Origin of the sequence: Crenobacter oryzisoli, assembly GCF_030385785.1 — a bacterium.
GTDB classification, from domain to species: domain Bacteria; phylum Pseudomonadota; class Gammaproteobacteria; order Burkholderiales; family Chromobacteriaceae; genus Crenobacter_A; species Crenobacter_A oryzisoli.
In genome coordinates, this window is record NZ_JAUEDK010000003.1 from 81,322 (window position 1) to 106,512 (window position 25,191).

General features: G+C 64.4%; 25 protein-coding genes and 1 pseudogene. 14 read left to right on the top strand and 12 right to left on the bottom strand.

Annotated features, from left to right (window positions below; translation table 11 throughout):
* Positions 1-14 precede the first annotated feature (14 nt).
* Both QU481_RS02425 and QU481_RS02430 read left to right on the top strand, forming a co-directional pair.
* Entirely contained in the window at positions 15-1,487 is a 1,473-nt protein-coding gene (locus tag QU481_RS02425; protein ID WP_289828289.1) for an amidohydrolase family protein, read from the top strand.
* A 242-nt stretch (positions 1,488-1,729) separates the two neighbouring features.
* A complete protein-coding gene (locus QU481_RS02430; RefSeq protein WP_289828291.1) occupies positions 1,730-2,044 on the top strand; it encodes a hypothetical protein in 315 nt (104 codons plus the stop codon).
* Positions 2,045-2,127: 83 nt separating this feature from the next.
* Here the strand turns inward: QU481_RS02430 and QU481_RS02435 are convergent, their stop codons facing one another.
* From QU481_RS02435 to QU481_RS02445, 3 genes are all read right to left on the bottom strand, one after another.
* Positions 2,128-2,568 (bottom strand): anthrone oxygenase family protein, encoded by a 441-nt coding sequence (locus QU481_RS02435; protein WP_289828293.1) that lies wholly within the window; start codon positions 2,566-2,568, stop codon positions 2,128-2,130.
* Positions 2,569-2,626: 58 nt separating this feature from the next.
* On the bottom strand, positions 2,627-3,112 hold the full coding sequence (locus QU481_RS02440; protein ID WP_289828294.1) for an adenosine-specific kinase: 486 nt from the start codon (positions 3,110-3,112) through the stop codon (positions 2,627-2,629).
* Positions 3,113-3,280: 168 nt separating this feature from the next.
* On the bottom strand, positions 3,281-3,946 hold the full coding sequence (locus QU481_RS02445) for a MarC family NAAT transporter (RefSeq protein WP_289828295.1): 666 nt from the start codon (positions 3,944-3,946) through the stop codon (positions 3,281-3,283).
* 298 nt (positions 3,947-4,244) lie between these two features.
* Here QU481_RS02445 and QU481_RS02450 point away from each other — a divergent pair.
* Positions 4,245-4,388 (top strand): annotated as a pseudogene (locus QU481_RS02450) (IS5/IS1182 family transposase); the annotation flags it as partial.
* A 179-nt stretch (positions 4,389-4,567) separates the two neighbouring features.
* Here the strand turns inward: QU481_RS02450 and QU481_RS02455 are convergent.
* Positions 4,568-5,146, bottom strand: coding sequence for a fused DSP-PTPase phosphatase/NAD kinase-like protein (locus QU481_RS02455; RefSeq protein WP_289828296.1), 579 nt, complete (start codon positions 5,144-5,146; stop codon positions 4,568-4,570).
* Positions 5,147-5,342: 196 nt separating this feature from the next.
* On the bottom strand, positions 5,343-6,278 hold the full coding sequence (locus QU481_RS02460) for a LysR family transcriptional regulator (RefSeq protein WP_289828297.1): 936 nt from the start codon (positions 6,276-6,278) through the stop codon (positions 5,343-5,345).
* Positions 6,279-6,398: 120 nt separating this feature from the next.
* Between QU481_RS02460 and QU481_RS02465 the strand changes: the two genes are divergently transcribed.
* Positions 6,399-6,839 (top strand): carboxymuconolactone decarboxylase family protein, encoded by a 441-nt coding sequence (locus QU481_RS02465; RefSeq protein ID WP_289828298.1) that lies wholly within the window; start codon positions 6,399-6,401, stop codon positions 6,837-6,839.
* 5 nt (positions 6,840-6,844) lie between these two features.
* The gene (locus QU481_RS02470; protein WP_289828299.1) at positions 6,845-7,276 is read left to right on the top strand and encodes a cupin domain-containing protein; all 432 of its coding nucleotides are present in this window, start codon (positions 6,845-6,847) and stop codon (positions 7,274-7,276) included.
* A gap of 167 nt (positions 7,277-7,443) precedes the next feature.
* Here the strand turns inward: QU481_RS02470 and QU481_RS02475 are convergent, their stop codons facing one another.
* Positions 7,444-8,430 carry an arginine deiminase-related protein gene (locus QU481_RS02475; protein WP_289828300.1) on the bottom strand — a complete coding sequence of 329 codons (987 nt, stop codon included), beginning with the start codon at positions 8,428-8,430 and terminating at the stop codon, positions 7,444-7,446.
* A gap of 106 nt (positions 8,431-8,536) precedes the next feature.
* Here QU481_RS02475 and QU481_RS02480 point away from each other — a divergent pair, with 106 nt between their 5' ends.
* The gene (locus QU481_RS02480; protein WP_289828301.1) at positions 8,537-9,433 is read left to right on the top strand and encodes a LysR family transcriptional regulator; all 897 of its coding nucleotides are present in this window, start codon (positions 8,537-8,539) and stop codon (positions 9,431-9,433) included.
* A 30-nt stretch (positions 9,434-9,463) separates the two neighbouring features.
* Here the strand turns inward: QU481_RS02480 and QU481_RS02485 are convergent, their stop codons facing one another.
* The gene (locus QU481_RS02485) at positions 9,464-10,402 is read right to left on the bottom strand and encodes an alpha/beta fold hydrolase (RefSeq protein ID WP_289828302.1); all 939 of its coding nucleotides are present in this window, start codon (positions 10,400-10,402) and stop codon (positions 9,464-9,466) included.
* Positions 10,403-10,765: 363 nt separating this feature from the next.
* On the opposite strand from QU481_RS02485, the gene QU481_RS02490 reads away from it, so the two are divergent.
* From QU481_RS02490 to QU481_RS02505, 4 genes are all read left to right on the top strand, one after another.
* Positions 10,766-11,527, top strand: coding sequence for a dimethylarginine dimethylaminohydrolase family protein (locus QU481_RS02490; RefSeq protein WP_289828303.1), 762 nt, complete (start codon positions 10,766-10,768; stop codon positions 11,525-11,527).
* 154 nt (positions 11,528-11,681) lie between these two features.
* A complete protein-coding gene (locus tag QU481_RS02495) occupies positions 11,682-12,455 on the top strand; it encodes an ABC transporter substrate-binding protein (RefSeq protein ID WP_289828304.1) in 774 nt (257 codons plus the stop codon).
* A gap of 177 nt (positions 12,456-12,632) precedes the next feature.
* Complete coding sequence (locus QU481_RS02500) at positions 12,633-13,298, top strand: ABC transporter permease (RefSeq protein ID WP_289828305.1); 666 nt, start codon at positions 12,633-12,635, stop codon at positions 13,296-13,298.
* Positions 13,299-13,307: 9 nt separating this feature from the next.
* Entirely contained in the window at positions 13,308-14,036 is a 729-nt protein-coding gene (locus QU481_RS02505; RefSeq protein ID WP_289828306.1) for an ABC transporter permease, read from the top strand.
* A gap of 207 nt (positions 14,037-14,243) precedes the next feature.
* On the opposite strand, the gene QU481_RS02510 is transcribed toward QU481_RS02505, so the two are convergent.
* Positions 14,244-14,720 carry an Lrp/AsnC family transcriptional regulator gene (locus tag QU481_RS02510; protein ID WP_289828307.1) on the bottom strand — a complete coding sequence of 159 codons (477 nt, stop codon included), beginning with the start codon at positions 14,718-14,720 and terminating at the stop codon, positions 14,244-14,246.
* Positions 14,721-14,953: 233 nt separating this feature from the next.
* On the opposite strand from QU481_RS02510, the gene QU481_RS02515 reads away from it, so the two are divergent.
* Positions 14,954-16,072: a succinylglutamate desuccinylase/aspartoacylase family protein gene (locus QU481_RS02515; protein WP_289828308.1), complete on the top strand. Its 1,119-nt coding sequence runs from the start codon at positions 14,954-14,956 to the stop codon at positions 16,070-16,072.
* 92 nt (positions 16,073-16,164) lie between these two features.
* Here QU481_RS02515 and QU481_RS02520 read toward each other — a convergent pair whose 3' ends face one another.
* The 4 genes from QU481_RS02520 to QU481_RS02535 all read right to left on the bottom strand — a co-directional run bounded on the left by QU481_RS02520 (position 16,165) and on the right by QU481_RS02535 (position 21,282).
* Positions 16,165-17,568, bottom strand: a complete 1,404-nt coding sequence (locus QU481_RS02520) for a c-type cytochrome (RefSeq protein ID WP_289828309.1) — start codon at positions 17,566-17,568, stop codon at positions 16,165-16,167.
* A 22-nt stretch (positions 17,569-17,590) separates the two neighbouring features.
* Positions 17,591-19,207 (bottom strand): GMC family oxidoreductase, encoded by a 1,617-nt coding sequence (locus QU481_RS02525; protein WP_289828310.1) that lies wholly within the window; start codon positions 19,205-19,207, stop codon positions 17,591-17,593.
* An 8-nt stretch (positions 19,208-19,215) separates the two neighbouring features.
* Positions 19,216-19,779, bottom strand: a complete 564-nt coding sequence (locus QU481_RS02530; RefSeq protein ID WP_289828311.1) for a sugar dehydrogenase complex small subunit — start codon at positions 19,777-19,779, stop codon at positions 19,216-19,218.
* A gap of 555 nt (positions 19,780-20,334) precedes the next feature.
* On the bottom strand, positions 20,335-21,282 hold the full coding sequence (locus QU481_RS02535) for an aldo/keto reductase (protein ID WP_289828312.1): 948 nt from the start codon (positions 21,280-21,282) through the stop codon (positions 20,335-20,337).
* A gap of 431 nt (positions 21,283-21,713) precedes the next feature.
* Here QU481_RS02535 and QU481_RS02540 point away from each other — a divergent pair, with 431 nt between their 5' ends.
* From QU481_RS02540 to QU481_RS02550, 3 genes are all read left to right on the top strand, one after another.
* The gene (locus QU481_RS02540) at positions 21,714-22,289 is read left to right on the top strand and encodes an ANTAR domain-containing response regulator (RefSeq protein ID WP_289828313.1); all 576 of its coding nucleotides are present in this window, start codon (positions 21,714-21,716) and stop codon (positions 22,287-22,289) included.
* Between the two features lie 99 nt (positions 22,290-22,388).
* Entirely contained in the window at positions 22,389-23,543 is a 1,155-nt protein-coding gene (locus tag QU481_RS02545; RefSeq protein WP_289828314.1) for a CmpA/NrtA family ABC transporter substrate-binding protein, read from the top strand.
* A 438-nt stretch (positions 23,544-23,981) separates the two neighbouring features.
* Positions 23,982-25,184, top strand: coding sequence for a nitrate/nitrite transporter (locus QU481_RS02550; protein ID WP_289828315.1), 1,203 nt, complete (start codon positions 23,982-23,984; stop codon positions 25,182-25,184).
* The last annotated feature ends 7 nt before the right edge of the window (positions 25,185-25,191 follow it).

Genomic DNA, 25,191 nt, shown 5'->3' on the forward strand with positions numbered 1-25,191 from the left:
GCATGGATATCGCTATGACCATTCGGAATGACCAGAACACGGCCACGATGCACGTAGACCTGCTGATCGAACACGGCATCGTCATCACCGTGGATGAGACGCGCCGGGTGATCGAAGACGGCGCAGTAGCCGTCCGTGGCGACCGCATCGTCGCGGTGGGGTGCACCGATGATCTGCGTGCGCGCTATACCGCGGACAAGATCATCAACGCCCGCCACAAGGCGGTGCTGCCGGGCCTGATCGACAGCCATGCCCATGCCGGCCACGCCATGCTGAAGACCCTCGGCGGTGGCGATGGCGATGCCTGGATGGAGGCCTGCCAGACCATCTATACGTCGGCCTCCGGCCCGGAGTTCTGGGAGGTGGATGCCCGGCTGTCGGCGCTGGAGCGGCTCAAATGTGGCACCACCACCGGCGTCTCGATGCTGGGCGGCGGGGACTCGATCATGCGGGTCGACGACCCGATCTACGCGCAGCGACACGCACTAGCCGTCGCCGAAACCGGCACCCGCTCGGTGGTGGCGGTCGGGCCGTCGCGACTGCCGGCGCCGCTCGCCTACGTGGACTGGTCGACCGAGCCGCCGCGGCGACGCGAGGTCGATGCTGCCGCCATGTTCGAGGTGTGCGAGGAGATCGTCAGGACCTGTGACGGCCAAGGGGACGGCCGGGTGCGCATCGCCATCACGCTGCCGGTGTATGCGCCGCAGTACGAACAAAGCCACCAGGCGCTCGCCGCGGAGTTTCGTCAGCAGGCGCAGGACTACATGGGCCTGGCGCGGCGCCATGGCCTGACCTTCACCCAGGACGGCCACCGTGGCGGGACACTGACGCTAGCGCATCGCGAGCTGGGCCTGCTCGGCCCGACCTCCTTCATGTCGCACAGCATCGACCTGACCGAAGAGGACATCGCGCTGTGCCGTGAGACACAGACCAAGATCGTTCACAACCCCAGCGCCATCATGTCTATCCTTGGGCGTTGCCCGGTGCCGGAGCTGATCGAGGCCGGGGTGACGGTCGCCATCGGCTCGGATGGCGCGGCTCCCGATCGCGGCTATGACCTGTTCCGCCACATGTTCCAGTGCATGCATTATCACCGCCGCCATTTCCGCGATCCGGACATCCTGCCGCATGGCAAAGTGCTGGAAATGATCACCATCGACGCTGCCAAGGCGCTGTCGCTGGATCACGAGATCGGCTCGCTGGAAGTCGGCAAGAAAGCCGACATCATCCTGGTCGACCTGTTCAAGCCGCACCTGATGCCGATGAACATGCCCGTCTACCGCGTGACCTGCTTCGCCAACGGCGGGGATGTCTGCACCACCATCGTCGACGGCAAGATCCTGATGGAAAACTATGTCGTGCGCACGGTAGACGAGCACGCCGTGCTTGAGGCGGTGCAAGAGGAGTCGGAGCGCATGCTGGAGCGCAGTGGCCTGCGCCATCTCACCGCGGAGTCGGCCAATCTCTGGCGCGCGGCCCGGTATTAGGAGCCGCTGGGCGGATAAGCCTCCTGACGATTCGGCCCGCGTTGGCCGAATCGCCGGTGCCTCCGGCTGCGCCTCAGATCACCTGTCGGCACTGCCACTCCGCCAGATCGACCGGGATGCCGAACGATGGCTAGTCCGAGTGGCCGTTGGCCAGCGCTGATGCTTTTGTCGGCGGCGCTCAATCGTCGTCCCGACATGGTCTAGGCTTTTAAGACGGTGGCGCCCGCCTGGAGGATCGCATCATGATCATCGCACGCTGGAGTATCGATGTACGGTTTGGCTACAAGCCGATCGCCATAGAGCATATGAGAAATTGGCTACGCGAAATCGGCTCGCAAATCGGCTGGACGGAGGAGAACGCGAGGATACTCACCGGCTCGGTGGGGGCTCACGAATCCACCATCCAGGCTGAGATCCAGCTCAAGGACCTCGCCGAACTGAGCGCCGCCTGGGACAAGCTCGCCAAACTCGACGCACACAAGGACTGGAGCAAGGAGCTGGAGCCCTATATCGTGTCGGGCAGCCCCAAGTGGGAGATATTCAGAATCGTCGAATAGCGCCGCCGGCCGCTTCCCGCGTGATTGCCTTGCCGTACGGCCCGCCTCGCCCAGCGGTGATGCCGATCCGGGCCGTGCGGGCATCAACGCTTGAGCGATAGCCCCAAGTCGACCAAGGTCGCCAGCAGCCCCAGTACGCTGCGCACCGCGTGAAGCCGGCCCCACTGCTGCAGCAACGCCCTTGTCTCTGCCGACGCGAGGTTCCGCCCCGGATCGAGGAGCCGTTTGTTCGTCGGCATGACCACGATAAACGTGAACGGCACGACCAGGCCGATCAGCACGGCCCCGACGAGCCACAACCTCTCCCCTCCGAGTAGCCATGTCGCCACGCCGGCGATGAAGCCGATGACCGCCAGCGGCGCCTGCATCGCCGTCGCCCGCCCGTAGCTGGGCGCCCACACCTGGGCCGCGGTCTTTGTGTCGCAGGCCATCCTCGCCGGGTGCTCGACCAGGCTGATGTAGATGGCCGCCCCGGCGAACAGGCTGCTGCACAGGGTCGCGACAAATTGTGCGAAGTCGAGCATTGCCTCCGCCTCTATACAGCGCAGTGGTTCTACCGGTTCGGGGCAGCGAAACACCCTGTCACAGCTTGTAGCCGATCTGGCGCAGCAGGTCTTTGCGCCAGCGCACGCCGTCATCGCCCTCGACGCCCTTCGGAGAGAAGCCGTCGACCACGCCGAGGATGCCCCGCCCCTGCTCGGTCTCGGCGATGAGCACCTCGGTCGGATTAGCGGTAGCGCAGAAAATGCGGCAGACCTCCGGCACCATCTTCACGGTGTTCAACACGTTCAGCGGGTAGAAGCCGTCGCCGAGAAAGACGATGAAGCTGTGCCCGGCGCCGATGGCCTGCGCGTTCCGCTGCGCCAGCTCGACCATCGCCGCATCGGTGCCCGAGCAGCGCACGAGACAGGCACCTGATGCCTCGCAGAACGCGAGGCCGAAACGGATGCCCGGTACCGCGCCAACCAGCGCCTCGTGCAGGTCCTCGACCGACTTGATGAAGTGCGTCTGGCCGAGGATGAAGTTGATCGTGTCCGGCTTGTCGATTTTCACGGTGCTCAGTTGCATGCGGGTGCTCCTTTCACAAGACGGCAGACAGAGCGGCTTCCCGTGGCGGCAACCACAGGGTTCCACCCTGCTTAGCGCCGCTAACAGAACCGATCGATAAAACGTGCCCAATGTGATGACTTAGAAAAATATAGCCATAGACACAACGAATTCTTTAGCCGCAGCACTCTAATGGTATTTCGTTACAACTTCCACCCCACCATTAATTACAAACTGGACCCCCATGCAGACAAGCAAAAAGCCCATCAGGCGCGAAATAGCCTCGATGCCGCCCTTTCCAATCCAATTCATGATTGGACCTGCACTTCGTAGAGAAGCCCACAGAATAAGACTTATAATTAAAAATATAATAGGTGGAGCTGCAGTAATAACCCAGACAGGAAAGATGGTATTATTTTTTACAGTAGAGGCCGAGCTGATGATCAATGCGATAGTCCCTGGTCCCGCAGTACTTGGCATGGCGATAGGGACAAAAGCAATATTTACGACCGGCTGGCTACGTAACTCTTCTGATTTGTCTTCTACTTCAGGTATTTCCTCAATTTTGTGATCCGGGAAAAGCATGCGAAAGCCAATGTAGGAAACGATGAGTCCACCTGCGATACGCAGCCCTGGTATGGAAATGCCGAAAGTCCCCATGACCAACTCACCGGCGTAAAAGGCAATAAACATGATGAGAAACACATAAACAGAAGCCATCATCGCCTGATGATTTCGTTCCTTGTCGCTCATGCCGCCAGACAGAGCCAAAAACAATACCACGGAACTCAGCGGATTAGCCAAAGGCAAAACCACTGCCACGCCAAGCCCAATTGCTTCTAGCAAGTCACTCATTCATTATCTCCCTATCAATCTCGCCAGGCCAAAAAATCCCTATTTAATGAGCTAGCCGTTACTAGGGTTGCCATGTGTACTGAGTGCCAATTTCGCTTTAATCTATAGATGCACCGCAAGAATCAGAAGCAGGCGCAGGTGAAAACGTTCTTCAGACTGCAACAGCCCTCTCGTGTTGTGCTGAAAGCCTACGGAGCCCCCCTGGTCACGGCAACGTCAACAGCTGGGAACGCGGTCCAATTGATCCCCCCGTAGTTTGTGCGCCCGTTCGTGATGACCAACAAGAACGACACAGCCGATGCCCAAGTGCAGGATGGTCGAGCGTAGCTTCGCGTGGCTGGAGAAGCATCGCAGGCTATGGAAGAACTGCGAGCACCAACTCAATACCAGTCTGCCGTTCATCCACCCGGCCTTTCTCGCCTTGCTCCTCAGGAGACTTTGAACAGGCTCTTAAGCGCACGGTCAAGGCTGACAGCATCGCCGTGATGTCCATACTCTATGACGCGCCCATCAATGGATCGCATTCGAGCCGCTATTCGACAACACCGGAGCGTTTGCTATACGACCTTATATGTCAGAAGGAGCTACCTCACCGACAGCCCCCCCCCCCCGAGCGACAAGTCACGGCAACGTCTTACCGTCGAAGTCCTCCCAAACGTCAACCAGACCGGGGAACAACGCCCAGTGGAAGTTGTTCTCGCGCATTTCCGTGAACGCCTGTGATTTGGTGTAGTGATCATGCCGGACGCGAAAGAGTCCGACTATCAGGCCAGTCCTATCCTGGCCATGAAGGCAATGAACATAGATGGGCCAGCGGTTCTCGTCTTCCAGCGTCTCAACTGCCAGCCTGATTCGTGCAGGATTCGGCGCCTCGTAGAAATTCTTCAAGTCGGACGGCGGACCCGATGCATCCACCACGGTCATTCCTAACCTTGCGGCCTCCTCGTCAGATCCCTCGGATGGCAGATCAAGCTTTACCACTGTCCTGACACCGAGCGACTTCAGGTATGCCCATCCCTCGGCAGTGGGCTGGCCACCTCGATATACCCCGCTGTCCACGGTACGGAAGTTTGGCACGCCATGATCTGCAGGCTGGCCTTGCGTGGCGAATGATTCCATGGCGCAGCCGACTTCGATCGCGCTAACGCAAAGCGCAAGAATGATGTAGACATAACGCGGGCGCCTGTTGGCAGTGACCATCGGCCCCTCCTGACAGCGGCTATCACCCTGAAGCGGGACATCCGCCTCATCATCTCCCTTTGTAGGTTAGTCGAACCCGGATAGAACAGGAGCCGCGCATGCGCGGCTCTTTGCCTGGCCTCTCATAATGCGGTCCGCGAACCAGGGGGCTGCCTGTCACTGGCGGGCAGGAATACCTCGGCCAGTTGCCCCTCCCTCAGCGCCCCGGCCCGGGCAGGTCCCGTGACCATGCGGGATCGGCCTGCATCAGCGCACTCACCCAGTCGGTAAAGGCGCGCACGCGTGCCGACAGGTGGCGCGAATATGGGTAGACGAGACTCATCGGCATGCTCGACGGTGTCCAATCCGGTAACAGCTCGACGAGCCGGCCATCGTTCAGCAGTGGCTGGGCCTCGACGCGCGGCACCGCCACCAGCCCGAGCCCGGCCTCGGCTGCCGCGAGATAGGCTCCGCCGCTGTTGAAGCGCATCGCCGGCGGCTGCTCGATCTCGAAGCGCTCCTCGCCCCGGTTCAGCACGATGCGGTACTGGCGTCCGCTGGCGGGGAAGACGAAGGCGAGAAAGCGGTGGCGGACCAGATCGTCGGGCGATTCGAGTGGCGGCGCGCTGGCCAGGTAGCCGGGGGACGCGCACAGCACGAAGTGCATCTGGCCGATTGGCCGGCACACCAGATCGGGGTCGGTAACCGGGCCGCCGCGGATCGCGCAATCGACGCCCTCCTGTACCAGATCGACGACGCGCTCGCTGCAGCCGATGTCGAGCCTGACCTCCGGATTGAGCGCAACGAACTTGGGCAGTGCCGGGATCACCAGAAAGCGGCCGACCGGCGACGGCATCTCGACGCGCACCTTACCGCGCACGACGCTGCGGCTTTGCGACACCGTCGCCTCGAGTTCCTCGATGTCGTCGAGCAGCACGCGGGCGCGCTCGTAGTAGGCGGTGCCGTCGGTGGTCGGTGACACGCGCCGCGTCGTGCGGTGCAGCAGCTTCACGCCCAGTTGCGCCTCGAGCGCCTGCACCTGGCCCGACATCGTGGTCTTGGGCACAGCGAGCGCGTCGGCAGCGCGGGTGAAGCTGCCCAGTTCGACGATGCGGCAGAACGCACGCATCGCATCGAGTCGGTCGAACGCCATGATTATCCGTTTATTCGTACAAATAATTCCAAATATAGCCGTTTATCAATAAAACAGCGTGCAATACAGTTTGGCCATGACCTCGACACGTCGCCGGGGTTGCCCCATAGGGAGAAGCAAATGAGCACGCAACGCATCCGTTACGACGAGGTCGCCCCGCATGTTTTGAAAGCAATGCTCGGGCTGGAAAAGGCGCTGGCCGAGACGCAACTCGAACCTTCACTGCGCGAGCTAGTGAAGATCCGCGCATCGCAGCTGAACGGTTGCGCCTATTGCGTCGACATGCACTCGTCCGATGCACTGAAGGCGGGCGAGCAGACACGCCGGCTGCTGTCGCTCACCACCTGGCACGAGACGCCATTCTTCAGCGCGCGTGAACGCGCCGCGCTGCTGTGGACCGAGACGCTGACGCTGGTTTCGGAACGACACGCTCCGGACGAGATCTACCAGCAGGTCGCCGAGCACTTCAACGAGCGCGAGCTGGCCGAGCTCACCTTCGCGATCGCGACGATCAACGCGTGGAACCGCATCGGCATCGGCCTTGCGATGCAGCCGGAGTAACGGCCATGGAACAATCGACACGCGGCGGCATCGCCGCCCTCCTCCTCGTCTGCGCGAGTGCCGTCGCGCTAGCGCACGACGGTGCCGGCGACGAGAATGTCACCCCGCTGGCACGGGCGGCACTGCCCGACGCGCCCGGCACGCAAGCCCAGGCGCTGCGCGTCGACTTCGCTCCCGGCGCCACGTCGAAGCCGCATCGCCATCCCGGCCCGGTCTTTGTCGTCGTGGTCGACGGCGAGGTCGAGTCCGCGCTCGACGGCGGCCCCGTCGTGCACTACAAGGCCGGCGACACGTGGTACGAGGCGCCCGGCCAGGTGCATTCCGTCACACGCAACGCAAGCAAGACCCGGCCGGCGCGCCTTGTCGCCTGGCTGCTGTCGGACGGCAAGACGCCGCTGGTGACGCCACTGCCCGTCGACGGAGCGGCACCGCACTGACCCGCCGCCTTGTTCGGTAAACCTTGACGAAGGTTGGCCAAGTCCTTGACCGGATTGCGGGAAGTCCCCTCCGAAACGGGCCAGATAGCCGTCCTCAGCCGTTCAGCAAACGCCGCAAATACAAAAAGCCGCGCAATGCGCGGCTTTTTGACGTCCAACAGTCCGGCTTATTGCCGGGGCAGGAACACCTCGGCCAGCATGCAGCGGCAGCTGCCGCCGCCGACCGCCTCGATGGTCGGGATCGGGTTCACCACCGGCTGGCCGTGACGCTCGAGGGTGCGCTGCTGCTCGGGCGTGAAGCCGTTCCACGCTTGTTCCGACATCACCATCAGCGGCGTGCCGTCGCGGGCGGCCAGCTGCAGGATGTTGCCGCAGAAGTGCTGCTCGACCTGCTCGAAGCTGATGTCGATCACTTCGTGGTGCTCGGCCAGCTTGGCGAGCACGCTGGCGCGCTCGTCGTCGCGGTGCAGGCTCTCGCCGCAGATCACCGCGACCCGCTCGCCGACGCTCATCATCACATTGGTGTGGTAGATCGGCACGCCATGACTGTCGGCGGTGTCGAACAGCACCACGTCGTCGAGGCCGCGCAGCCGCGCGTAGCGGTACAGCGCGGTCGGGTGGCAGCGGTGCGAGCGCGCGGCGTATACGCGGCGGCGCGGGTGGTCGAAGATCATCACGCCGGTGCCCTCGAGGATCAGTTCCTCTTCGAGCGGGTGGCCGGCCCAACTGAGCTGGTCGATGCGAAAACCGTTGTCGAGCAGCAGCCGGGAGAGCTGCTCGACGCGGCGCTCGCGTCGGCGGTTCGGGGTGTGCATCGGGTAGACGTACACCGAGCCGTCGTGACCGGTGGAAAACCAGTTGTTCGGAAACACCGCATCCGGTGTCACGTGCTCATCGTGACGCTTGTCCATCACCAGCACGTCGAGATTGTGCGAGCACAGCCGCTCCACCATCGCGTCGAATTCGGCGAGCGCGCGACGCGTCACCTCCTGCGGCGCAAGGCCCAGCCGGTGCTGGAAGACGTTGTCGGCGCCGGTTTCTTCATTGAACGCGAAGTCGACGGGGCGTACCATCACCACCGCGCGGGCGAGTTGTGGCGACGGGGCGCGCAGTTGCGCAAGTTCTTCTTCCCAAGGTATTTGCAGTTGTCCCATGGTGGATGGCGGTTCGGTGGGTGACAGAGCTGCTATAGTAGCGGCGGCCCAATCCAAACAAAAAGTTGGATTTGTTTTCCCAAACCATAATGATCTGGAATGGATCATGAACATCCCTGCCCTGCGCGCCTTTGTCTGCGCCGCCCGAGAGTCGTCGTTTTCGCGCGCGGCCGACCAACTGCACCTGACCCAGCCAGGGCTGAGCAAGCGGATCGCTGGCCTGGAGGACTCGCTGCGCGTCCAGTTGTTCGACCGCATCGGGCGGCGCACCGTGCTGACCGAGGCAGGCCGCACTTTTCTGCCGTTCGCGCTGCGCATCCTCAACGAAGCCGACCAGGCCGGGCAGGCGCTCAAAGCCTTGCAGCCAGCGCAGACCGGCCGGTTATACCTCGCGACCACCCAGCACATCGGCCTCTACTACCTGAAACCACTGCTCGGGGAGTTCGTTCGCCACTACCCCGGCATCGACATTGAGGTGGACTTCAAGACCTCGGTGGAATCGCACCGGCTGTTGAGCGCCGGCGAAATGGAACTCGGCTTCATGTCCGAGCCGCCGCTGCACGAGCAGTCGCTCGAATACATCCCGGTGCTCGACGAGCGGCTCTGCTTCGCCGTGTCGGCCAACCATGTGCTAGCGCTGCAGCCCGAGGTGACGCTGCACGATTTGACGCTGCACCCGGCACTGCTACCCGGTCCGAACACCCGCTTTCGGCGGCTGATCGAGAACCTGTTCAGCGAGCAGGGCCTGGCGCTCGACGTGCGCCAGCCGTCCAACTACCTCGAGGCGCTGCGCATGCTGGCCGAAACGGGCCTGGGCTGGAGCGCGCTGCCACTGGTGATGATCACGCCGGAGCTGGTGCGCCTGCCGCTGCAGCCTTATGAGCCGAGCCGTACCATCATGCTTGCCTATCACCGCAAGGTGAGCCTGTCCGGCCCGGCACGGCTGTTCCTCGACTGGGTCCGCGAACATGGCCTCACCCAGCCTGAGCCGACGCCCGACTGAGTATTGCATCGCCCCGCGGCCCTGGCCTTTCTAATGCTCGGCGAGGAAGGCCAGAATCTCTCGTGCGCCGGCCTTGGGATTCACCGGATACCAGAGGTGTGGGGCATCGGGAACCACGGCCGTTTCCGTTCCCTTCGGCAGACAGTCAAGCAGCTTCTTGTTGCTGTATTTGAAGACGGCACGGCTTTTCTCCCCGCTCATCACCAGCGCGGGCACTTTCAGCGCGGCCAACTGCTCGCAACTGGGAGGACGAGGAGGCTTGGCCGCGAGCATCAGGGGCACCGTGTCGGCGTTATCGAGCCAGCGTTGCTGCTGGACGACAGGCGCATGCTGGAAGGCGCCGGGGTCATCGAGCACGGCATCGTACAAGCGCATTGACGCCTCCCACGAATCGCCGGCCTTCGCGGCGGCAGAGGATTTGGCAACATCCTTCTGGTAGTCGAGCAGCGCCGCTACCCCCTGGGCCGTAGTCGGGTCGATAAGGTCAGGATCGCTCATCACCACGCTGCGCACCAGTTCCGGATATTTCAGCGCCACATAGCCCGCGACGCGCCCGCCATACGAGCCCCCCACCAGATGGACCTTACCGACGTCAAGTCTACGGATGAATGCGGCCACGTCTTCCACATGCTGCGTCAGCGAATAGTGCTGGCCTTCGTCGGCCCAGGAGTTCGGGTAATGGTAGCGGCGGCTCAGCGCGATGTAATGATACTTTTGCGCGATGAACGGGCGTAAGCCCTCCCAGGTGCGCCAGTCGCCCGATGCGCCGTGCACGAACACGACCGTATCGCCCTCGCCGTCTTCCACATACGAGAGTTCGGTGTGATTCACCTTGAGCCTCTTGACCTCCATCGCTTCGGTTGGAGTATGGGGCGGCGTACTCTGGAACAAGCCCTGAAGGGTGCTCATGAAATCCTGGCAGCCGCTCAGGCAAGCCACCATGATGCAAAGCACTAGCAGATTCCTCATCAACGCCTCCCGTCGAACTATCGCAAGCCCTGCCGCAGCCTCAGCAGGCTTCATGAAAGAGATATAGCCGGAGCGTGGCGTTTCTGTCCGAATCGCTGCAGCATAAACCGCCCGGCGCCAAGCCGTTGTCCGGCACAGGCCATGTGGTTGCACCGCCTGCCGACTCGAAACCGAATTGCGCTGTCCGCCCTGCCCATTTCAGCCATTCCCGGCTGTCGCGACACCTTCATACGACAAAAGCCCACCGGCACACCTACTTAGAATGGTTTGCAGGACGGGGCACGTAAAGCCCAACCCGGTCGCATAACCCTCTGTACCGGCCTGCCCCACTTGTTCGCAACCTGAAACGGGAGTGTTCGTCGTATGTACTTCACCCATGCCATCACCCGCCTGCCGGCCGACACCGTGGCCAGCGGCCTGACCACCGCCAACGCCGGTGCCCCGGATGCCGAACTGACCCGTGCCCAGTTCCGCGACTACGTGGACATCCTGCTGTCGCTGGGCCTGACTGTGACCACGTTGCCCGCGCAGCCGGACTACCCGGACGCGCACTTCGTCGAGGACACCGCGGTGCTGATGCCAGAGTTGGCGGTGATCACCAATCCGGGCGCGCCATCGCGCCGTGGCGAGGTCGAGAGCATCGCTCCGGTGATCTCGCGCTTTCGCCACACCGTGTGGATGGGCGAAGGTGCCCACATGGATGGCGGCGACGTGCTGATGGTCGACAAGCGCTTCTTCATCGGCCTGACCAGCCGCACCAACGAGGCGGGCATACGCGAGTTCGCCACTGCGGTGGAGAAGTTCGGCTACACCGTCAGCGCGGTGGAGGTCGGCGCCGGCCTGCACCTGAAGTCCATCGTCAACTACGTGGGCCGAAACACGCTGATCCTGTCCGAGGACAGCGTCGACAACCCAGTGTTCAAGGGCTTCAACCAGATCGTGCTGAACCCCGAGGAGGAATACGCCGGCAACACGCTGTGGATCAACGACACGCTGATCACTCCGACCGGCTACCCGGACACGCTGAAGAAACTCAAGACGCTGGGCCTGCCGATCATCGAGACCGACACCAGCGAGATCCGCAAGATGGACGGCGGGCTCACCTGCATGTCGCTGCGTTTCTAAACGCTTGTAAAAATCCTGCTGCGCGGGTCGATCTCGACGCGGCGATGCTCGCGGTACCCCTTGTACCGCTGCGCTTCTCACCTCGACCTCGGCCCGCTCGCAACGGATTTTTTTCACAAGCGCTAGATCGGGAACAACAAAGGAGAAATTAGAGATGAACACCAAGTTCACCACCCTATGCCTGGCCGGCCTGCTGGCCGTCGCTGCCGCCCCGTCGTTCGCCAAGGAGATCAAGGAAATTCGCTGGGGCGTCGACGGCGGCTACCCGCCATTCGACGTGATCTCGCCGAGTGGCGAGATCACCGGCTTCGACCCGGACATCGCCAAGGCGGTCTGCGCCGACCTGAAGGCGCGCTGCGTGTTCGTGAAGCAGCCGTTCGACAGCATGATCGCCGCGCTCAACGCCAATAAGTACGACGCGGTGATCGCCTCGCTGAACGTCACCCCCGAGCGCCTGAAAGAGGTCGACTTCTCCGACAAGTACTATTCCTCGTCGCCGCGCCTGGTCGCCCGCAAGGGCAGCCCGCTGCAGCCGACCGTCGCCTCGCTCTCAGGCAAGGTCGTGGGCGTGCAGTCCGGCTCGATCCACGAGACCTATGCCAAGACCCACTGGGCGGGCAAGGGTGTGAAGATCGCTACCTACGCCAACCAGGACAATGTATTCCTCGACCTGGCCTCGGGCCGCATCGACGCCTCGCTGCAGGACAATATCCAAGCCGAGACCAGCTTCCTGCGCACTGACAAGGGCAAGAACTTCGCGTTCGCCGGACCCAAGCTCGGCGGCAACGCTACCCCGGTAGCGATCGCGCTGCGCAAGAACGACCCAGAGCTGAAGGCCGCGATCAACCAGGCCATCGCCCACATCCGCGCCAACGGCACCTACGACAAGATCCAGAAGAAGTACTTCGCCTTCGATATCTACAACTAAGCCGCCGGAAGGGCCGCCCAGCGGCCCTTCCCCCTCGTTCGGCCAATGTCAGGAGCGGCTAACAGAGCCCCGCGAAGCGGTCCCGGCCAAGCGCCCGGCCGCTGCAATACCCGTTGCACGGCAAGGCCGCGAACAACACCGGGAAGGTTCTGTTAGCCGCTCCGAGGGGAAATCCGCATGGTGTCCTCCTATCTGCCGCTGATTCTCGGCGGCGCCCTACTTAGCCTGCGCGTCGCGCTGGCTTCCCTCTTGCTAGCGCTGCTGTTCGGCCTGACCAACGCGTCGATCAAGCTATTCGGCCCGCCCTGGCTGCGCGCAGTGTCAGTCACCTACACCACGGTGATCCGCGGCATTCCGGAACTGGTGATGATGCTGCTGTTGTTCTTCGGCGGCGAAAAGCTGTTCAACCTGGGGCTTGCAGCGCTCGACCTGCCGGCCGTCGAATTCAACAAGTTCGCCGCCGGCGTGCTGACCATCGGCTTCATCTACGGCGCCTACTACACCGAAACCTTCCGCAGCGCCTTCCTCGCGGTGCCCAAGGGGCAGCTCGAGGCCGGGCTTGCGTTCGGCATGTCGCCATGGCGGGTGTTCCGCTCCATCCTGTTCCCGCAGATGCTGCGCTACGCCCTGCCCGGCATCAACAACAACTGGCTAGCGCTGCTCAAGTCGGCGGCGCTGGTGTCGCTGATCGGCCTGGAGGACATGGGCTGGCTGGCCGAGCAGGCCGGCCGCGCCACCCAGCAGCCGTTCCTGTTCTATTTCGTGGTGTGCCTGATCTATCTGGCGATCACCGCCACCTCCGGCGGCGCGTTCCGCTGGCTGGGCCGCCGCTACAACTACTGAGGATCCGCGATGTTGATGGACGATGTAATCAAGGCGGTGCCGTCCTTCCTGTGGAGCGACGGCACGCAATGGACCGGGCTGGTGGTGACCGCCAAGCTGTTCCTCTACGCCGGGGCGATCGGCATGACGCTGGCGGTGCTGTTGGCGCTGCTGAAAGTCTACGGCCCGAAGCCGGTAAGCTGGGCGATCGGCGCGTTCAGCTACTTCTTTCGCGGCACGCCGCTGTTCCTGCAGCTGATGCTGATCTACTACGGGCTGTCGCAGTTCGACATCGTCAGCAACGGCTGGCAGGACGGCAATCGCTTCTGGCTGCTGTTCCGCGACGCCACCTTCTGCGCGGTGCTCGCCTATGTGCTCAACACGGCCGCCTACGCGCTGGAGATCCTGGCCGGCGCGTTCGCCCAGTATCCGAAGGAGGAGATCGCCGCCGCCGAGGCCTATGGCATGTCGCGCTGGACCACCATCCGCCGCATCGTGCTGCCGGGCGCACTGCGCCGGGTGATTCCGGTGTTCAGCAACGAGATGGTGTTCCTGCTGCACGCCACCGCACTGTCGTCGACGGTAACGCTGATGGACATGACCGGCGTCGCGCGCACGCTGTACGCCGACACCTACTCACCGTTCTACCCGTTCCTGATGGCGGCGGCGCTGTACCTGTGCTGCACCTTCGCACTGTTGGCGCTGTTCCGTGGTGCAGAGCGACGCTGGCTGGCCTTCCTACGGCCACGCCAGTCGTAAACGCCGGATCATGGTGCCTGCGGGGCGGGCCGCTTGATGGGGGCTTATAAGAACCTGTTTACGATCTGCTGCACTCGGGTGATCCTGCGTTGAAATGGCGCTCAAAATGCTCATGTACTCCATGTACATTCCGCTTTTTCGCACCATTTCGCCTTGGCTGACCCTTCGTTCGCGAGATCGTAAACAGGTTCTAAGGGGCTGTCGGCGTCAGGCGTCGATGACGGCCGCCGCGTCGCGCTTGAGCTGCTGCAACTCGGTAGTGGTGATGATGCGGTCGATCTTGAAAGCGCTACTACTGAGCCAGCGGTCGGCCAGCTCGCGATACTGGTTGATGTCCTTGCAGCCAATGCGCACCAGGAAGTCGAAGCTGCCGCTGACCAGCCAGCAGTCGAGCACCTCCGGGGTGGCCATCAGCTCGCGGGTGAACGCCTGCTGCGACACCACATGGTCGGCCAGCGCGATCTGCGCCTGCACCACCACCGCATGACGCGGCTCCGGCAGCTCGACGATGGCGGTATAGCCCTTGATGATGCCGGCCTTCTCCAGCCGCCGCACCCGCTCCAGACAGGGTCGCGGCGTCAGGTTCACCTGTTCGGACAGGCGTTGGAAGGGGATGCGGCCATCCTGCTGCAGGACCGCCAGGATCTTCAGGTCGATCCGGTCGAGAGTCGCGTTCTTGTCCATTCGGCTACGGCGTGTCGCTTCGCTAAGGCTGGGTGGAAAGGCTTCGATTGGAGCTGCCGCCCCGGCGAGCTGTCAAGATGCCCGACAAAGGGTTCGGGCCCGCGCCACACCGCCGGCACTCGGGACGTGGGGCTTTCCCGCCACGAACAACGCGCCAGGCCCGATGCTTGCGAACGCTATCTCGGGTTTTCGCCCCATCCGTGGCAGAACCCTCTTTTTATGAAGGAAACGATGTGGTCACGCACACCCGGTCGCACCCGTTGCTCTCCCCCAGTCTCGGCACCCAGCGCCAGCTCGTCAGCGTGCACTATGGCCGCGAGGGCACCGGTCCCAAGGCTTATTTACAAGCCAGCCTGCACGCCGACGAGCTGCCGGGCATGCTGGTGCTGCACCACCTGCGCAAGCTGCTCGACCGCGCCGACGAGGCCGGCGAGGTGCGAGGCGAGATCGTGCTGGTACCGCTGGCCAACCCGATCGGCCTGGCACAACGGGTGCTGCACGAACCGGGCGGCCGCTTCGAACTGGCCGGCGGCGAAAACTTCAACCGGCGCTTTCCCGACTATTACCCGCTGGTGCGCGACGCGGTCGCGCCGCTGTTGACCGCCGATGCGAACGCCAACCGCACAGTGGTACGAGCCGCGCTGCGCGATGCACTGGCCGCCGTCGCACCGGAGAGCGAGCTCGCCTCGCTGCGCCACACCCTCGCCACCCTGGCGCTGGACAGCGACCTGGTGCTCGACCTGCACTGCGACCGAGAAGCGGTGCTGCACCTCTATACCGACGAGCCGTTCTGGCCGGCGTTCGAACCGTTGGCGCGCGACCTGGGCGTCGCGCTCACCGTGCTCGGCCGCGGCCACGGCGGCACCACCTTCGAGGAATCCTGCGGGCAGGCGTGGTGGCGGCTCGCCCACGAGTTCGGCCCGGCCGTCCCGCACGGCTGCATGTCGGCCACCGTCGAGCTGCGAGGCCAGCGCGACCTCCGCCATGATCAAGCGATCAAGGACGCGCTGGCGATCTACGCCTTCCTGCAGCGACGCGGCCACCTCGCCGGCGAAGCGCCGCCGCTGCCCCTGCCGGTCGACGCGCCGCGCTACTGGGAGGGCATGATTAGCGCCACCGCCCCGCAGGCCGGCCTAGTCGTCTATACCCGCGACGTCGGCGAGCACGTCGAAGCCGGCGACACCATCGCCGAGATCGTCGACCCGCTCGACAATCGCGTGGTGCCAGTAGTCAGCCGCATCGCCGGCATGCTGTACGCACGCCATCTGCAACGCTACGCCCAGCCGGGCATGGAGCTGTGCCGGGTGGTGGGCGAAGCAGCCGTGGCGGAGGCACCGGTGGTGCTGGCCTGAGGCCATACCTGCAGCCCCTCTCGCCCTCGAGTCGAACGCTAAAAAAATGCCGTTCACCAGTGGGAACGGCATTCTCTTGCTACGGATGAGGATCAGCCCTTACGCCGCCGGCCGAACAGCCAGGCCACCAGGCCCAGTATCACGACCAATCCGCCGATCAGCCACGGCATTAGCCGGGGTAGCTTCGCCAACAGCGGCGGCTCGCCGCCCTCTCGCGCGGCTGCCACGTCGTGCGCGCTGACCTTCAGGGCCGGGTTGCCATACTGCTTGAGCGTGTAGTTGGCCACATCGGCGATCTGCTGGTCGCTCAGCGGGTTGACCAGGCTGTCGGCGCCGAAACCCGGCATGAACACGTCCTTGCCGTCAGCCTTGCGCGCCACACCGTGCAGGATCACCGCGATCAGGTTGCGCGTATCGCCGCGGCCCAGCGTGGTGTTGTGGCTCAGCGACGGGTAATACTGATCCTTGCTGCCGCTGCCGGCCGGCTGGTGGCAGCTCGCGCATACCGCGCTGAACAGCTCGGCGCCTCCAGCACTGTTGCTGGCCGACACGCCGGCCACGCCGCGCAGCGTCGCCTCGTCGCTGTTGGATGAACCGAAGACATGGCCCGGCTGCTGGTCGTGCACATCGCGGATCGCCGGCAGGTCCTTCACGTACACGGCGATCGCCTTCAGGTCCGCGTCGCTCAGGTGCTGCAGGCTATGCTCGACCGCCTCGGCCATCGGGCCGGCGGCCTGCGCCTTGCCGGGCACCCGGCCAGTCTTCAGGTACTCGACCACCTCGGACTCGCTCCAGCCGCCCAGGCCGCTGACCGGATCGGCCGTGATGTTCGGCGCGAACCAGGCGCCCAGCGCACCGCCGGCATAGGCTTGCCCACTCTGCTCGGCCATCAACGCGTTGCGCGGGGTATGGCAGGACGAGCAGTGCTCCAGCGCCTCGACGAGGTAAGCGCCGCGGTTCCACTCCACGCTCTTGGCCGGGTCGGGCTGGAACGGCGCCTTGTCCAGGAACAGCATGTTCCAGCCGGCCATCGCCAAGCGCACGCTAAACGGGAACGGCAGCTCGGTGGCCTTGGCCGCGCCGTCCACCGGTGCCACACCGTGCATGAAGTACTGATACAGCGCCTTCACGTCGTCCGGCGCCAGCTTGACGTAGCTGGTATACGGCATCGCCGGATATAGATGCGCGCCGTCGGCGCGGATGCCGTGGCGCAGCGCGGCATCGAACTGAGCCTCGCTGTAGTTGCCGATGCCGCCGTTCTTCGACGGGGTGATGTTGGTCGAGTAGATGGTGCCCAGCGGCGACTCGATGCCGTAGCCGCCGGCATAGGGCTGGCCACCCGACGCGGTGTGGCAGGCCACGCAGTCGGCGGCGCGCGCCAGGTACTCACCGCGCTTGACGAGGTCGGTGTCGGCATCGGCGCGGGCCGCTGTGCCGTGCAGCGCCAGCGCGAGGCCGACGAAGCCTGCGGAGCGGATCAGGGAATGTGCTTTCATGACGTCTCGGTCTCCGCTCAACTCAGGACGCTTTGCCCAGCGCGTGTTTCAGGGTGTCGGCGATGCGCAGCGACAGCGCGGCGATGGTCAACGTGCAGTTGACGCTGCCGGCCGACGCCATCACGCCGCTGGTCGCCATGTAGAGGTTGGCGTGGTCGTGCGCGCGGCAATGGCCATCCACCACCGAGTCGCGCGGATCGCTGCCCATGATCACCGAGCCCATCAGGTGGTTGTTCGGCGCGAAGGTGTCGTTGAATTCGATCTCGCGGCAGCCAAACAGCTTGCCGATCTTGGCGTACGCCTCGTGCGTGTGCACCGCGCTCTTCTTGGTGTACTCGCCGATGGCGTAGGTGATCTCCGGGCGCGGCAGGCCGAGCGCGTCCTTCTGGTCGGACAGGCGCATGCGGTTGTTCGGCTCCGGCAGGATGTCGTGGAAGCTGTTGATGTTGACGGTGTGCGCGCTGCGGTAGCGGATCTCGTCGTCCAGCGCCTTGCCGGTCAGCCCCATCGACAGCGCCTTCAGCGTGGCGTGGCGGGTCTGCACCTGATTGTTCAGGTGCAGCTTCTTCGATGCCCATTCGCGGCGGAACTCGCCGTCGCGGTGGTCGACGATCGAGGTCATCTCCATCGGCCCACGGCCCGGCCATAGCGGCTCGTCGGCGAGGAAGGTCACGCCGGTGCCCGGGTGGTCCATCAAGTTTCGGCCAACCTGGTCCGAGCTGTTCGCCAGACCGTTCTTCCACTTGTCGGTGGCCGACATCAACAGGATCTTCACCGATTCGAGCGCGTTGGCGGCCAGCACGAAGTACTTGCCGGTGACCCTGTGCGAGTTGCCGTCCGGGTCCTTGTAGTGGGCGGCGACGATGCGGTCCTGGGCGTCCACCTCCAGCCGGTACACCACCGCGTTGGTCAACAGCTTGGCGCCGGCACGCTCGGCCTTGTCCACGTGCAGGATGCCGCTGTACATCGCGCCGATCGGGCAGATCGGCATGCAGTTGTTGTTGCCGCAACAGGTCGGGCGTTGGTCATACGGGCGGCTGTTGCGCGCCACCGGCTCAGACACCAGCTTGAAGCCGTTGGCGTTGAGTACGTCGTAGAAGCGCTGGTCGTTGTACGACAACAGCAGGTGATCCATCGGGTACGGCTGGTGGCGCGGCGAGCCTAGATCGGTGCCATCGTTCGGGCCGGACACCCCCAGCTCGACCTCGGCGCGGTAGTAGTACGGCTCCAGATCGTCGTAACTGATGCCCCAGTCGCGGCCGACGCCGTAGGTCGACTTCATGGTGAAGTCGTTCGGCAGGAAGCGCCACGCCGACGCGGCCCAGTGCCAGGTGGTGCCGCCGACCACGCGCAGGTATTGCGAGGCGTAGGACTTGGCGTCTGGGCCCTTCAGGATCAGGTAGTCGTTGTCCGGCGCGTATTCCGGATGCGGTGCATGCTTGGCCGCTGGGTACGGACGCTGGAAGTCGTCCTTGTCGGCCTGGTTGCGGAAGTTTTCGACGATGCGCCAGCGCTCCAGGCGCGGGCCCGCTTCGAGCATCAGTACCGAGGCGCCGGCCGAAGCCAATTGGTGGGCGACCAGCGCGCCGGCCACACCGGAACCGATCACGACGACGTCGGCGGAAAGATTGTCACTCATGGAAGACCTCAGGCCATCGGGGGTTTGGCAACCCAGTAGTTGGGCGCGGCTTGGCAATAGGTGGGCGGCATCAGCACGTCCTTCACCGGCTGGAACATCAGCGCGTCGGCGTAGGCGATCACCACCCGGGCGTTCGGACCTTCACCAACCACGCCGGTGTACCAGGCCGCCACAATGCGGCGTAGCGTCTTGGCGAGCTCGTCCTGCTGCGCGTCGAGTGCGGCGGTCAGCGCCTCCACGTTGGCGTGGCCGCCCTTCTTGGCAAAGTCGGCGAGCGCCGCGACCTGGCTGGCGAAGCGGTGGTCCTCACCCGACAGCGCTGCGTACAGCCGCTCGCCCATGCGCGCATCGAGCGCCGGCCAGCCGGTCAGCAGACGGGACAGTGCGAGGAAGTTGGCGTTCTGTGCGACATCAGCAGCAGCGGCGCTCTGCGCCAGCGCGGTGCGTACCCAGCTACCGGACAGCGCCAGCGTGCCGGCGACAAGGCCGGCACCGATCAACAAGCGACGACGCTCGGGCATCGCGGGCAGCTGCCCCGCACGCCGAGCGTCGTCACGACCATGAGTGGACATAGCGACTCCTTGGCGGCGCTGCCTGGCCGAACGGCCGCAGCGCCATCGTTTTGTCAGAAAAGCAGACTGGGGTTTACTACCCCAGCCCCACGCCGTCGGCTCCCCCGAGCCCGGCGTGCCGCCCTAGCCTTCGTCCCCCCTGGTCGCTGGCATGGCGGGCCCTGCGCGCGTCGATCCATTACCGATGCCCTCGCCATGCGTCTGCATGGCAACCTCATCCGTTATAGGGATCGCGCTGTTGTTTTGTCTTCCGGCCAATCTTCCGCCCTCTCATTGCCGCCAAAAAAGTAATAAAACTACTTAAAAGGCAAAATCGTTCCCCGACATCAGACAGCTCACGATGCCATGAAATGCTATAGGTGGAATTACGAAGCAATAGACGGTAGATAGCCGCCAAAATGCGGCCGACGATAGGCCGAGCAAAAAGACAATTATGTAATTTTACTACTCACCTTGATGACGATCAATCCATCAGCGATTCGGTGGCATGGGCAATCATCATTGCTAGCAGGACAACATGACAGGGGCGGCGGCGGATACCCCCGCCCCTTTGGGTCAGGCACTGGCCTCGGTTAGATAATCCATCTCGGCCTGCGACAGCCGGAGCTCCGTCGCAGCGATCAACGCCTTCAGCTGGGCAGACGACGTGGCGCTGGCGATCGGCACGGCGACCGCTGGCCGCTTCATCAGCCAGCCCAGCGCCACGGTAGCCGGCGTGCTGCCGAGCGCGTTCGCCACCTCGTCGAGCGCCGAGAGGATGCGCAGTCCGCGCGGGTCCAGGTACTTGCCGACCATCCCTCCGCGGGCATGGCCGACCAGGTCGGCCGCAGAACGGTACTTGCCGCTCAAAAAGCCGCTTGCGAGCGAGAAGTAGCTGATCGCCACAATACCCTTCTCCTCGCAAGTTGGTGCCAGGTCGGCTTCGAAGTCGGCGCGATCGTACAGGTTATAGAGCGGCTGGATGGTGGCGTAGCCCACCAGCGCGTTCTCCTTGCTGACCGCCAGCGCCTCGCTTAGTCGGGCGGCACTGTAGTTCGATGCACCGATCGCGCGCACCTTGCCCTCGCGGACCAATTGGTCGAAGGCGGACAGCGTTTCTTCGAGCGGCGTGGCGGGGTCGTCCAGGTGAGCCTGGTAGAGGTCGATGTAGTCGGTCTGCAGACGGCGCAGCGACGCCTCGATGGCCTTGCGGATATACGCCTTCGACAGCCCCTTCTGATCTGGCGCCATCTCGGAGCCGACCTTGGTCGCCAGCACGATATGCTTGCGCTTACCGCCCTTCTTGAACCACCGCCCGAGTATCGTTTCGGACTCGCCGCCCTGGTTTCCGGGCACCCAGCTGGAGTACACATCGGCCGTGTCGATAAAGTTGAGCCCCACGTCGACCATCTCGTCGAGCAGGCGGAATGCCGCGGTTTCGTCCAGCGTCCATCCGAAGACATTGCCACCAAATGCCAGCGGTGCGACGTCGAGGTCGGTTTTACCAAGTTTGCGATAATCCATCGTGCCTTCCTCACATGATGTGTTGCCCCGGCCGACCTTCATTCGCAAGAAGGTAAACAGGCTCTCTAAGAACCTGTTCTAAAAAGCCGGCGGGGCCGGAATCATCCGCCCGGATGCCGCACAAGCGCGTTCGCAACGGCGCGACATCCTGCCTCGATGAGGTAAACAAAGCCCAGATCACGGCGGATATCCAGCCCGCGAAGCCCCCATCCGCCGACCGGCCATCCGGTCTTGCCCAACCATATGGCACACATCTTGCTCATATCTGGCTAAGCGAACCGTTCACAGCCCGCTTCATCCGCGAGCGTGCAACGAGCCGGCCCTGCTGCCCCCTTAACCCTTAGCGCCTGTTCACGATCTTTGCACGGACTGCGCTGGCCCTCCGGGGCAGCAAAAAGATCGTGAACAGGCTCTTAACCACGGCACCGCCCATGCTGCGCATCCTTCTCGTCAACGATACCGACAAGCCCATCGGCGAACTGCGCGAGGCCTTGTCGCGCGCCGGCTACGCGGTCGTCGCCGAGGTCGATGGCGCGGCCGCGCTGCTGCGCGCAGTCGAGGAGTTGAGCCCGGACGTGGTGATCATCGACACCGAATCGCCATCGCGTGACACCCTCGAACAACTCGCGGTAATGGGCCACGCCGCACCACGGCCGGTGGTGATGTTCGCCGATCGCAGCGAACCGCAGGCGATCCGCGACGCGGTAGGCGCCGGCGTCACCGCCTATGTGGTCGACCAAGTGACGGCCGACAGGCTCGCGCCGATCATCGAGGTGGCGCTGGTGCGCTTCGAGGAGGAGGCAAGGCTCAGGAAACGCCTGGCCGATGCGGAGCAACGCCTGGCCGATCGCAAGCTGATCGACCGTGCCAAGGGCATCCTGATGGACAAGCGCGGCCTGTCTGAGACCGAGGCATACGAGACGCTGCGCCGCCAGGCGATGCGCCAGGGCGAACGGATCGCCGAGGTGGCACGGCAGCTGATCGCGATGGCGGACCTGCTCGGTTGAGAAGAGCCGCTAACAAAACCCGGCAGAGCGGTTCAGACTAAGTGCGGTGCCACAACGCGGAAGGGTTTGATTAGCAGCGCAGGATAAAGAGGAAAGACGATGTTCCAGCTGTTCCCCCCCCACCGAGTCGCCGGCTCGAATGCATCGGGCACCACCGTTCTGCGGCTCGGCTACGTGCCGCTGACCGACTGCGCACCCCTCATCGTCGCCCAGCGGATGGGCTTCGACGAGCGCCACGGCATCACGCTCGAACTGCACCGACAGCCGTCCTGGGCGGCGGTGCGCGATAAGCTGCTGTCCGGCGAGCTCGACGCGGCGCACGCGCTGTACGGCCTGGTCTACGGGGTGCAACTGGGCCTCGGCGGCCCGCAGGCCGACATGGCGGTGCTGATGACGCTAAACCGCAACGGCCAGGCGATCACGCTGTCCGCTCCGCTTGCGACGGCACTGGCCAGCGGCCGGCCGCTGCGCGAGGTGCTGGCCGCCGCGCCGCGCCGCCCGGTGCTCGCGCATACCTTCCCGACCGGCACGCACGCGATGTGGCTGTACTACTGGCTGGCAGCTCAGGGCATCCATCCGCTCGACGACGTGAAGAGCGTGGTGATCCCCCCGCCGCAGATGAATGACGCGCTGGCGGCGGGCGTGCTCGACGGTTTCTGCGCCGGCGAGCCGTGGAACGCGATCGCCGAGGCCGAGGGGGTGGGTCGAACGGTGATCGCCAGCGGCGAGATCTGGCCCGATCACCCGGAGAAGGTGCTCGCGTGCCGGCGCGACTTCGTCTCGGCAAGGCCGCACGCCGCTCGTGCGCTGACGATGACGCTACTCGACGCCTGCTGCTGGCTCGACGACCCGGCGCACCGCGCCGAGGCCGCCGGCTGGCTGTCCTGCCCGAACTGCATCGGCCGCGCACGGGCGCTGATCCTGCCGCGGCTGCTCGGCGACAGCAGACTGCCCGGCGCGCCGCTGCGCTTCTTCGGCGACGGCGAGGTCAACTACCCCTATCTGTCAGACGGCCTGTGGTTTCTCAGCCAGTACCGGCGGTGGGGCTTGCTTGGCGACTTGCCCAACCTGCAAGCCATCGCCACCGCGATCAACCAGACGACGCTGTACCGTGAGGCGGCGGCCGCGCTCGGCATCAACGTACCGGACAGCGACCATCGCACCAGCGTGCTGATCGACGGCGTCGCCTGGGATGGTCGCGCCCCTGAGCGCTACGCGGACGGCTTCGCGATCCGCGCGACCGAGCACGCCTAACCGTGCTGCGGCGCACAATGCTTGTGCGTGATCGGCAAAATCGCACCGATGCGGTGCGAAGAATCCAGCGCCTCTCACGCCTTTCCCAACGAAATGGTGCCTCCGTGCGGATACCGCCCGCTGGCACAGGCCTTGCTAAATAGACAGTGACCGGCGCAACGGCGCGCCGGCCAGAGAAACAAGAGCAGCTAAACAAACCCAGCGCAGTGATCCCAGCTAGGCGCATTGCCGCAGACTGTACACGCAGTACGTCCAGGCAGCGCAACAACGCTGGGAGGGTTTGGTTAGCGGCTCTAAATGGGCAAGACCAACGGCGGTCTTCGCTCACAAGGACAACGGCGTCCCCTCGTGTTCCAAAGAACATGAGCGGACGCCGTTTTTATTTTGGGCCGAGCAAGGCCACAGCCACCGGGAACCCCCGGCACCGGGAGATACAAGATGGACCGTTCGTTCTGGCAGGCAGGACACAAGCCCACGCTGTTTTCCGCCTTTCTCTATTTCGACCTCAGCTTCATGGTGTGGTACCTGCTTGGCCCGCTGCAGGTGCAGATCGCCGGCGACCTGGGCCTCACCGCGCAACAACGGGGCCTGATGGTCGCGACGCCTATCCTCGCCGGCGCCCTGCTGCGTCTCGCGATGGGCGTGCTGGTCGACCGCATCGGCGCCAAGCGTGCCGGCCTGATCGGCCAGGCGATCGTGATCGCCGCGCTGTTGACCGCATGGCGCGTCGGTTTCACCAGCCTCGAAGGCGCGCTGGCGCTCGGCGTGTTCCTCGGCGTCGCCGGTGCATCGTTCGCGGTCGCACTGCCCTTGGCGTCGCGCTGGTACCCGCCGCAGCACCAGGGCACCGCGATGGGCATCGCCGGCGCCGGTAACTCGGGCACCGTGCTCGCCGCGCTGTTCGCGCCGACGCTCGCTGTGATGTTCGGTTGGCAGAACGTGTTCGGCCTCGCCTGCATCCCGCTCGCCATCGCATTGGCCATCTACGCCCTGAATGCCAAGGACGCGCCGGGCGCTGCGCCGAAGAAACGCCTCGCCGACTATGTCGCGGTGCTCAGTGCGAAGGACGCGTGGCTCTTCATGTTCTTCTACGCGATCACCTTCGGCGGCTTCTCCGGCTTCGCCAGCGCCCTGCCCGGCTACTTCCACGACCAGTTCGGCTTCGACGCCAAGACCGCCGGCCTCTATACCGCCGCCTGCGTGTTCGCCGGCTCGGTGATGCGCCCGCTCGGCGGCGTGCTTGCCGACCGCATCGGTGGCACCCGCTCGCTGCTGGTCGTCTACACCGCCACCGCCTGCCTGATCGCGGCGGCCGGCTTCAACGTCGGCGGCGCCACCGGCGCGGTAGCGCTGTTCATCCTGGCGATGCTCTGCCTCGGTGCCGGCAACGGAGCGGTGTTCCAGCTGGTGCCGCAGCGCTTCAGCCAGGAGATCGGCGTGATGACGGGGCTGATCGGCATGGCCGGCGGCGTCGGCGGCTTCGCGCTGGCGGCGAGCTTGGGCGCGATCAAGCAGGCGACCGGCGGCTATGCCGGCGGGCTGTGGCTGTTCGCCTGCCTGGCGCTGCTCGGCTGGGCGAGCCTGACAGGAGTAAAGCAGCGGTGGCGCAGCAGCTGGTCCGCCGCCGCGGCACGGGTCTGAATCTGCC